This is a genomic window from Parvibaculum sp. (assembly GCF_049672805.1).
GTDB lineage: Bacteria > Pseudomonadota > Alphaproteobacteria > Parvibaculales > Parvibaculaceae > Parvibaculum.
The window spans coordinates 1-1,568 of the sequence record NZ_JBATWS010000369.1 but is presented as its reverse complement, the minus strand read 5'-3'; the positions used below and the strand labels follow the sequence as shown (position 1 = coordinate 1,568).

At 61.5% G+C, this 1,568-nt stretch carries 1 protein-coding gene; it reads right to left on the bottom strand.

All coding sequences use genetic code 11. The features are described from left to right. A partial coding sequence (aceB, locus tag WBF74_RS11540) for a malate synthase A (protein WP_424439836.1) occupies window positions 1-1,568 on the bottom strand: 1,568 nt, incomplete at both ends.

The window sequence follows — 1,568 nt, the reverse complement described above, 5'->3', positions numbered from 1 at the left end:
CCTCGCATTCCCTGGCCTTGGTCATTTCCGCGAACAGGTTGACCGCCTGTTCGAAGTGACCGGTCGTCCAACGCTCCTCGCCCAGTGTTTCGCGCAAGGTCTTCATTTCGTCGGCAAGCACTTCGTCGAAGAGCTCCGGCGTTACCTTGCGGCCATCGCTGAGCGTTGCGCCGTGATAGATCCACTGCCAGATCTGCGTGCGGCTGATCTCCGCCGTGGCAGCGTCTTCCATCAGATTGTAGAGAGGCACGGCGCCGCGGCCGCCGAGCCATGCTTCGATATACTGCACGCCGACGCGGCAGCATTCGCGCATGCCTTCCTCGGTGCGCTCGCCCTTGTGCGGCTCGAGCAGCTCCTTCTGACCGACATTTACGTCCTGACGCTGGCGGGCAAGCTGGTTCGGGCCTTCGAGCTTGCCGAAGACTTCCATCGCGACCTTCACGAGATCGGGATGGGCAACCCAGGTGCCGTCATGGCCGTTATTGGCCTCGCGCTCCTTGTCGGCGCGGACCTTGGCGAAGGCAGCTTCGTTTGCCGCTTCGTCGCCCTTCACGGGAATCTGCGCCGCCATGCCGCCCATCGCGAAAGCGCCGCGCTCATGGCAGGTCTTCACGAGGAGAAGCGAATAGGCTTTGAGGAAAGCCTCGCCCATCACCACCTGCGCGCGATCCGGCAGGATGAAGTTCGGGTTCTTTCCGAGGCGCTTGATGAAGCTGAAGATGTAGTCCCAGCGGCCGCAATTGAGGCCGACAATGTGGTCCCGCAGCTCATAAAGGATTTCATGCATCTCGAAGGCGGCGGGCAGTGTCTCGATCAGGACGGTCGCCTTGATCGTGCCGTTCTTGATGCCGAGAGCGGCCTGCGCATCCACGAAGATATCGTTCCAGAGCCGGGCCTCGAGATGGCTTTCCATCTTCGGGAGATAGAAATAGGGGCCGGTGCCGGCGGCGATCTGCGTCTTCGCATTGTGGAAGAAGTAGAGCGCGAAATCGAAAATGCTTCCGGAAATCGGCTTGCCGTCGATTTCGACATGCGCCTCTTCGAGGTGCCAGCCGCGCGGGCGGACGATCAGCGTTGCCGGCTTCTCGACAACATCATAGCGCTTGCCATTGCTTTCATCGGTGAAGCCGATGGACTTCGTCCAGTAGTCCATCATGTTGATCTGGCCGCCGATCATGTTGTCCCATGTCGGCGCGGCCGCGTCTTCGAAGTCGGTCATGTAGGACTGCGCACCGGAATTGAGCGCATTGATGACCATCTTGCGGTTATCGACGGGGCCGGTGATCTCTGTGCGGCGGTCGAGCAGATCCTTCGGAATCGGCGCGACCTTCCAGTCGCCTTCGCGGATATGCTTCGTCTGGGGCAGGAAATCAGGCAGTTCGCCCGCATCAAACCGCTTCTGGCGTTCGGCACGCGCGGCAAGCAGCTCCCGGCGACGCTCGCCATACTTGCGCTCAAGCGTGGCGACAAAGGCCAGCGCGCCGGGCGTGAGTACGCGCTCATAGCCGGGCTTCATGGCGCCCTTCACAATGATGCCCTCGCCAATGGTCGTGGCCGTTGCCTTGCTC